General features: G+C 56.3%; 6 protein-coding genes. 4 read left to right on the top strand and 2 right to left on the bottom strand.

Going from position 1 to position 8,418, the window contains the following annotated elements:
- The first annotated feature begins 49 nt into the window (after positions 1-49).
- From VGE80_RS23145 to VGE80_RS23135, 3 genes are all read left to right on the top strand, one after another.
- On the top strand, positions 50-421 hold the full coding sequence (locus VGE80_RS23145; RefSeq protein WP_440594298.1) for a hypothetical protein: 372 nt from the start codon (positions 50-52) through the stop codon (positions 419-421).
- Positions 422-499: 78 nt separating this feature from the next.
- Positions 500-2,683, top strand: a complete 2,184-nt coding sequence (locus VGE80_RS23140; RefSeq protein WP_440594297.1) for a DUF2079 domain-containing protein — start codon at positions 500-502, stop codon at positions 2,681-2,683.
- Positions 2,680-3,501 (top strand): (5-formylfuran-3-yl)methyl phosphate synthase, encoded by an 822-nt coding sequence (locus tag VGE80_RS23135; protein ID WP_440594296.1) that lies wholly within the window; start codon positions 2,680-2,682, stop codon positions 3,499-3,501. Before VGE80_RS23140 ends, VGE80_RS23135 begins: the two co-directional genes overlap by 4 nt.
- Here the strand turns inward: VGE80_RS23135 and gcvT are convergent.
- Positions 3,483-4,598, bottom strand: coding sequence for a glycine cleavage system aminomethyltransferase GcvT (gcvT, locus tag VGE80_RS23130; protein ID WP_440594295.1), 1,116 nt, complete (start codon positions 4,596-4,598; stop codon positions 3,483-3,485). The genes VGE80_RS23135 and gcvT overlap by 19 nt on opposite strands.
- On the opposite strand from gcvT, the gene VGE80_RS23125 reads away from it, so the two are divergent.
- Positions 4,592-7,834 carry a sulfatase-like hydrolase/transferase gene (locus VGE80_RS23125; protein ID WP_440594294.1) on the top strand — a complete coding sequence of 1,081 codons (3,243 nt, stop codon included), beginning with the start codon at positions 4,592-4,594 and terminating at the stop codon, positions 7,832-7,834. The genes gcvT and VGE80_RS23125 overlap by 7 nt on opposite strands.
- Before the next feature lie 102 nt (positions 7,835-7,936).
- Here the strand turns inward: VGE80_RS23125 and VGE80_RS23120 are convergent.
- Positions 7,937-8,418 (bottom strand): thiamine pyrophosphate-dependent enzyme (locus tag VGE80_RS23120; RefSeq protein ID WP_440594293.1); only part of this gene is annotated, 482 nt, incomplete at its 5' end.

The raw sequence follows: 8,418 nt of genomic DNA, 5'->3' as shown, positions 1-8,418 counted from the left end.
GCTTGCTCGCGGTTTCCGAGTCGACTGAGACGTTTTTGGGGGGGGGGTAATGGAGATTTCCGCTGGCGCAGTACTGCAAGCGATCAAGGACAAGTCCTTGAAAGCCACAGCCCGTCCCAGCACTTGCGGTGAACGGATCGGTATCGAGCTGCAGGCGGATGGGAAGCCATTCGCGGTGTTCGAGTGCCGACAAGATCACCGACCTCGGGCGACATTCGGAAAGACTGTCTATGTGATGCCTTTTCCGGGAGCGGAAGAGGGGCTGACGATCGAGTGCGGATCCGAAGTGGAAGCAGTTCGGATTGCGATGGAACTCGACAATTGCCTGAACCGTGCGTTCCATGAGGCCCTCGGGGCGGATGCGGAAGCGACGAATCCTCCGACGCTGGGAATCATGCTGACGATATCTCAGTCAAACTGAGTTCGATTTGTTGCCACGTCGTCTGCTTTCAACTACCGGTGCATCGACCGGTTGAGCCCGACCAATTACGATGCGGATATGTCGCCGTCTGCTCGATCACCGATAATTGGTCGCCTGTTGGGAACCCTCGCGGTCGTTCTTGCAGGGACATTTCTCGCTGCGACCTGCTTTCAGACGGTGTTCGGTTCACGCCAGCTGGCTTCAAACTTCATCAGTCCCGCCACCTGGGCCGCACTGACAGCAACCCATCCCTCGGCGATGGGTTCAGGTACTGTCGTGCCGGAACGTGCTCTGGTCGACATTTCAATCGGTTTCACGCTGGTTCCCTGTGCTGTTGTCTCTCTGGTGACGTGGCTGGGAGGAAGCGTATGGCTGACAAGGCGAGGTTGGAGTTGGAATGAGGCTCTCATTACCTGGGGCTGGTACGGCTGGGGTTGGTGGATCCTGCTGGATGTCTGGGAGTGGATCTGGATGAGTGCGGCAGCGGTCGGGTGGTCGTCGCTGGCTGACCTGTTGTCGGTGATTCCCCAGTTCTGGCTGGCTGGATGTCTCGCGGGGTGGATAACGACGTTTCTCACTCTCGCTTCCGTTCGTCGGTCTTCGCCTGATCGGTCTTCGCCTGAGATTGAAGTCGTACGTTCTTCTCAACGGAGAGTCTGGATTGCCGTTTCCGTATATACCCTTGTTTATACCGCGATGAACTGGAGGCTTTACGGGAACCTGCTGATGCCTCATGGTGATTCGGTCATGTATGAAGAACACCTCTGGAACCTGCTGCACGGTAAAGGGTTTCGAAGTTACCTCGATCAGGGACTTTTTCTGGGTGAGCACATCCAGTTTGTGCACCTGTTTCTGCTTCCCCTTTACGTGCTGTGGCCATCACATCTGCTGCTGGAACTCTGCAGTTCCGCCTCACTGGCGCTCGGGGCATTTCCCGTGTACTGGATGGCGAAGCGGCATTGTGGATCCGATCGGGCTGCGTTTGGAGTCGCCGTTGCCTACCTGCTGTACTTCCCCATGCAGTTTCTCGATATCGAAATCGACTTGAAGACTTTTCGCCCCGAGTCATTCGGGATTCTATTGCTGCTGCTGACGTTCGATCAGTTGGACCGACGTAATCTGTCAGGGACCCTGGCGGGGATTGCTCTGTGTCTGACTGTCAAAGAGGATTATACGTTGATCTTTGGCCCGCTGGGGCTCTGGATCGCCTTCCATCGTGAAAATACGACTCAGCTCGACGGAATTCCTCCAACCGATGCTGACAATGCTGCTGCGGGCAGTGCGGTGAAAAACGCGTCTGGCGTCGCTGGTTGGATCATGCCTCGATGTCGGTCGCGGTTAGTGGCCGGTCTTGTACTAAGCATTTTCAGTGTTGCCTACCTCTGGTTTGCTACGCGAGTTGCCATGCCGTGGTTCCGATCAGGAAGTGAGGTTCACTACGCCAGTTACTTCGCTCGATTCGGGAAAACGCCGGAAGAGATACTTCGGACATGGCTGACTCAGCCCTTCTCTGTCATCGAAGCCTTACTGACCCTCGAGACAGCACTTTACGCGATGGCCATGCTCGCACCGGTCATGTTTCTTCCCCTCTTCTCGCCTGGACGGCTGGCGGTCGGGCTCCCTCTGTTCTTCATCTTGTGCCTGAATGAACTGGACGGTTCGCGGACCCCGCAGCACCAGTTTCACGCTCCACTGGTGGCCGTTGTTTTCTGGTCGGTGGCTGCAGGACTGCCGCGCGCGACATCGCTCATCACCCGGCTCGCGCCTAGGTTCAAGGTAATTGCCTCGAATGATCAGGTCGACATTCAGCGCGTGCTCGCACGGCTGGTCTGGACGGCATCCCTTTGCACCGGATTGTTTTTCAGTCTGGGGCCTCAAGGATTCCCTTTCTGGGATCCGGGATCGAGCTGGTATTGGCGGACCCTGTATGGACCCAATCCTCGCTCAGAGAAATTTGCACGGATTGCACCACTGATTCCAGCAACGGCGCGAGTTGCGTCGACCGACTTCGTCCATCCTCGATTCACTCACCACGAACGGTCGTACGACTACAGTGGTTATCAGCGGAAACTGGCAGGTGAAGGTCAGCGAATACCTGCAGATACGGACTATCTCGTTATCGATACCGGTCATAAATATTCCACCATCAAGTCGCCGGGCGAGATCCCCGAATTACGCGATCATCCTGAAGGTTGGGAACTCCTGCCGGATTTGACCGAAGGAACTTTTATCGTGCTCAAGCGGAAGAGGGATGAGAGGTGACAGCAGCAATTCCTGGAGATTCAATATCGGGGAACAACCCCTCCTCCGCTTCTCAGTGCGGGGCGAATGGACGAACGTCTGCTGTCCTTCCTCGGTTGCTCGTCAGCGTCCGTTCGCCCGAGGAAACGGCCGCAGCACTCCAGGGTGGTGCTGAGATTCTGGATATTAAGAATCCTTCACAGGGATCTCTGGGGATGGCAAGTCTTCAGGATATCACGGCGATCGCGAAGGATTCGCTTCGAAGCCAATATCCGTGGGTTGCACTCAGTGTCGCGTTAGGCGAATTGACGGACTGGAATCACAATGAGATTCCGTCACTGCCTGAGGGGGTTCAATTTGCGAAGCTGGGCCTCAGTCAGTGTGCTTCGCGGCCGGATTGGCTTCGGGAGTGGAGTTGCATTCGATCGGTATTTGCTACCGCAGCCTTTTCAAAGATTGCCTGGGTCGCAGTGGCTTATGCAGACGCGGTGGAAGCCGACGCTCCGCCGGTGGGTGAGGTCCTTGAGGCTGCGATTGAAACAGACTGTGCGGGCTTGTTGATTGATACCTGGGCCAAGGATCAACGAACCTTGCTCACTGAGTTCTCGCAGCAGCAACTGGCTGAGATTGCCGAGCGATGTCGGTCCGCGGGACTTTTCCTTGCGCTGGCCGGAAGGCTTAACGCGGACCTGTTGCCTGTTTTAAGTGGCGTACCCGCCGACATTCTTGCGATCCGGTCTGCGGCGTGTCGAGGCTCTGATCGGACTGCGGAACTCGACTCGACAAAAGTGAGCGAGTTCCGCCATCAACTGCGTCAGGCTTACTTAGCCCGTTTATAAAATGGGAGTGGAACAATTTCGGCTGCTTCCCGTTTCCCACGGATATCGACTGTGATACTGGTGCCAATCGCGGAATGCGGCTTAGCGACATAGGCCATCGCGATTGATTGTTCCAGCGTGGGTGAGAATGTTCCCGAAGTCACTTCGCCGACCCGAGCGTCGGCGGCGAAAATTTCCGAGTGTTCACGGGCGATTCGCTTCGAGCTCAGTTTGATCCCAACGCGAACGGGTCGATTTTCCTGATCTGCGATCTTGACGAGTGCATCGCGGCCCACGAACTCGCTTTTGTCCAGCTTCACTGACGACTTCAGTCCGGCCGTCAGAGGGTTAATGCTTTCCGACAGTTCATGGCCGTAGAGCGGCATCGCGGCTTCCAGTCGCAATGTGTCACGGCAACCTAGCCCGCATGGCTTCAGCTCAGCAGACTCTCCTGCTTTGATGAATGTTTCCCACAGCTTCACTGTCAAATTTGCGGGGACAATGACTTCAAACCCATCTTCGCCCGTATACCCAGTGCGACTCACGAAAATGGGGGCTCCATCGAATGCAGAGAACTGCCCGAAATAGTACCGCATGGCGGAAACGTCCGTGTTGAGCACCTTCTGCACAAGCTCCAGGGAGCGCGGGCCCTGAATGGCGATCATGCCGGTGTCTTGCGTCTCGTCTCGGAAGCTGAGGTCGAGTGACTTGCCAGACTTGCAGAGGTCAGCCTTTCGCTGATTGATCCAGTCGACAATCTTGAGCCGGTTACTCGCGTTGACCACGAGGCCGAATGAGGTGGGATTGATGCGATTAACCAGAACATCGTCCAGAATTTGACCGGCATCGTTACAAACCAGTCCATAACGAATCTGACCGTCGACCAGATTGTCGACGCGGCACGTCAGCAGATGATCAAGCAGTCGCTGAGCATCGGGACCGTCAAAACGGAGTCGGCCCATGTGAGAGATGTCAAACAGTCCGACGGCTTTTCGGACGGTGTGATGCTCTTCCGCGATGGACGAATACTGGACTGGCATTTCCCAGCCACCGAATTCCACCATTCTCCCTCGATGGGAGGAGTGCCAGTCAAAAAGTGGTGTGCGGTGCAATGGCATTTCAAGACCTTTATCTCTACCTTGAGAGGCCACCCGATTCCACGATGACCTGTGGCCGGTTCCTTCCCAAGTTCATTTTTACGGGGCAGCTACGTGCAGTCTACGGACTGACGATTCGGTCCCCCGATGCGGGCTGCTGCTGGAGCATGACATTGAAGACACAATTCGGCAAGATTCACTCGCAGCGGATTCACGGAACGAGCACGGCTCCTGTCGGAATTCCGAACCTGTCCAAAGTTGAGGTCGACCATAGACGCCCCTCCCCTTCAAAGAGGAGTGGCATGCGTGGTCCCCGGGCGAGGGGCGGTTTGCTGCAAACGATTCTCACTGTGGGACTCTTCCTGCTAGGCAGCGTGAGTTGCCTCGTTGCCGAAGAGATTCGGCCCAACGTGGTTCTGATCGTCGTGGATGACCTCGGCTGGAGCGATCTGGGGTGCTATGGCAGCAAGTTCCACAAGACGCCAAATCTGGATCGACTGGCTGCAGAGGGTATGCGCTTCACACAGGCCTACGCGGCCGCTCCCGTCGGGACTCCGACGCGGGTCGCGCTGCTCACCGGGCGATATCCGCAGCGCGTGGGGATTACTTCATCGGTCGTGACCAGCGGAAATAACCCGAATCACCGAATGATGGCACCTCAGGTCGTCCATCAATTGCCGCTTGCCGAGGTGACTCTCGCGGAAGTTCTAAAATCCGCCGGATATGCGACCGCTTCCATTGGGAAATGGAATCTCGGTGGAGAAGGCTTCGGCCCGCAGGAACAAGGATTCGAGACCAACATTGCAGGCAGCGATGTGAACGAGAGAATTTTTCGGGATGTGGCTCCTTACACAAATTCGGCTGGAAAATTCCTGCCCGGTCTGGAGCAGGCGCCTGAGGGTGAGCTGCTCACCGATCGACTCGCCACTGAAGCAGAAAAATTCATCACGTCACACGCCAGCAAACCGTTCTTTCTCTACCTGCCACTGAACTCTGTGCACCAGCCCACGAGTGTGAAGCCCGAGGCAGTAGGTAATTACGGGGACGCTCCTGCTCAGCCGAACGGGACGCAATCCAACCCCACCTATGCCGCGATGATTGAGAGCATGGATGTTGCGATTGGTCGAGTCGTTAACCAGTTGAACCAACTCAATCTCTCTCGGAATACGCTGGTTATTGTCACGTCAGACAATGGTGGCGTGTGCAACAGCAATGGGCAGATCCTTCCCCCGACGGTGAATTCTCCATTGCGAGACGGTATGGGCCACCTCTACGAAGGAGGGCTTCGTGTTCCTCTGATCGTCAAGTGGCCCTCTGTTGTGCCGGTCGGATCCACCAGTGACGCGATCGTGTCGAGTATCGACTGGTTCCCCACCATTGTGGACGGACTGTCGCTTGCATCGACGGACCAGCTGAAGTTCCCCGAGTTTGACGGCGTGAGTCTCGTCGAAGTGCTGCGCGGACGAAATGCCCCGTCGCGTGACGCGATCTATTGGCACTTCCCTCACTACAACACCAACGCAGGGGCGATTCCCGGTGCCGCGGTCCGGTCGGGAGACTGGAAGCTGATCGAGTTCTATGAATCGGGGCGTCGAGAGTTATTCAATCTCAAGGCGTCGGTCGGCGAATCGATCAACCTCATCGAAGAGCAACCCGATATCGCCCAGCAACTGGCTGAAAAACTCGAACGCTGGCGAAAGGATGTGAATGCACAACTTCCGCTGGCGAACCCTGACTACACGCCCAATCTTCAATCCGATGATGGGTCAGTCGCTTTGCATGCGAGTACGGCCGAAGTCTCTGGAATCATGTTGAGGTATGAACCACTCCCGAACAAGGACACGCTGGGGTACTGGGTACGAGCAGAAGATACAGCGACGTTCGAGTTCACATTGAAGCGGCCGGGTCGGTTCTATCTGGTTCCCCACGTGGGATGTGGTACGAGCGGGGGAAGTCTGGTTCACTTCGAAGTCGAAGGGCAGACGATACCGCTGGTCGTTCCGGGGACAGGTCACTTCCAGAACTTCGTCCCACAGAACCTGGGGCTGGTTTCGCTGGAAAGAGCCGGACGGTTCAAACTGAAGGTTGTCCCGCAGAAGAAGGAAGGGGTGGCGGTGATGGATATCCGCCGTATCGAGTTACGACCCTACGCGGCGGAAGACATGCTTTCAGACCTTCAGTTGCTTAAGCCTTTCTGGAAGTCCCCGACGGTCTATCGAGAGAGTGTGATTTGCGTTCGGGACGAAGACGACAAACCTGCAACGGGTAAGTTGCTGTTCCCCGCCCGCAAGATTCTCTCTGTCGCCAGGGCGGATGGGACTCAGCAGTTTCAAGAGGGGACCGATTTCAAGATGGGGCCGGATCGACGGCATTTGGTCAGGAATGACGAGTCAGCCATTCCCGTGCTGAAGTCAACTGACTTATTCATGCCCAAGGGAGCGCGACCGGCGTGGACCGGGGGGGCTCAACCTGCGGTTCCGTGTGCCCTTCCGCATAAGGCAGGCGATCCGGAAACGCATGTATTGTTTGATAATGGCCACTGGTTCCATGACCAGCAGATTGAAGTGACATACCTTGCCGAATCTCAGGAATGGCCCGCTACCGTTCCCCGGTTCGATGCGACAAAATTGCCCCGGACGCTCGCTCGATTGAAGGGAAAACAAAAGCTGACGATCGCCGTCAGCGGTGACAGTATTTCGTACGGGCTGAATGCCTCTGGTCTGGTGATGGCGCCTCCTTATATGCCGATGTACCCCGACCTGGTTGCTGCTCAGTTACGTGCCAGCTACGGGACCGATGTCGCACTGTTCAACCGCGCGGTTGGCGGTTGGGGCGTCCCCAATGGAATCGCAGATCTGGACAAATTGCTCGAGCATCAGCCTGATCTCGTCATCATCGCATACGGCATGAATGATGTCGGACGTCGTAATCCCGGTGCTTACAAAGAGGGAATCCAGCAGATGATCGCGAGGGTTCAGGCCGCCCGACCGGAAGCGGAGATTATCCTCGTCGCCACGATGGTCGGCAACGATCAATGGACACACACTCCGCGCGAGATGTTTCCCAAATATCGAGAGGCGTTGGAGTCGCTCTGTCAAGAAGGGATTGCACTGGCGGACCTGACTTCCCTCTGGACTGAGATGCTCAAACGCAAACGGGATTGTGATTTGACCGGTAATGGGGTTAACCATCCGAGTGACTTCGGGCATCGCGTCTATGCGTCAGCCATCCTTTCGCTATTGATCGATCTCCCTTAATCAGCACGAAAGACCCTAACTCTGGCCGGATCCACCATCGATTCCTCCAGACTCGATTAAAGGAATCGCTCAGGCATCCTGGGAACAAATGGGTGCCTGTGTTTACAGGCGTTTGGAGAGTCCTTCGGCCAATCTCTGGAGGGCCTTGCTGATATCGTCCGGTTCCAGATGGACATTCAGGATACTGAAGGCGTCCTTGTTGGCCATCGCGGCGTTAAGTGACTGATCGAGTTCCCCTTCTGTGCGGACTTCAAACCCCCAGCCGCCCCCCAGCAGGTCCGGCATGCGATGATAGTTCCAGTTGAGGATATCGTTGAACGGCCCATCCTGCAGGAATCGTTCGGTGGTGTAACCCTTGTTGTTCAGAACGATGACGATGGGATTGAAGCCATGTCGGACGGCGGTCGAAAGCTCCATGCAAGTCATCTGGAATGCCCCATCCCCGACGAGCACGATCGGTCGCCGATCCGGGGCTGCGACGTTCACGCCAATGGAAGCGGGGATCGCAAACCCCATCGACGTATAGTAAGCCGGGCTGATGAATTCGGTCTTCCGGTAGATCGTCAGGTCGGCAGCACTGAAGA

It is taken from the genome of Schlesneria sp. (genome assembly GCF_036405755.1).
GTDB lineage: Bacteria > Planctomycetota > Planctomycetia > Planctomycetales > Planctomycetaceae > Schlesneria > Schlesneria sphaerica.
Note: the sequence above shows the minus strand (reverse complement) of the source record. Positions and strands in the feature narration are given on the sequence as shown.

Coding starts and splice junctions, on each gene's coding strand:
- gcvT (WP_440594295.1), bottom strand. CDS start 4,598: ATGCCATTGCACCGCACACCACTTTTTGACTGGCACTCCTCCCATCGA.
- VGE80_RS23140 (WP_440594297.1), top strand. CDS start 500: ATGTCGCCGTCTGCTCGATCACCGATAATTGGTCGCCTGTTGGGAACC.
- VGE80_RS23145 (WP_440594298.1), top strand. CDS start 50: ATGGAGATTTCCGCTGGCGCAGTACTGCAAGCGATCAAGGACAAGTCC.
- VGE80_RS23125 (WP_440594294.1), top strand. CDS start 4,592: ATGGCATTTCAAGACCTTTATCTCTACCTTGAGAGGCCACCCGATTCC.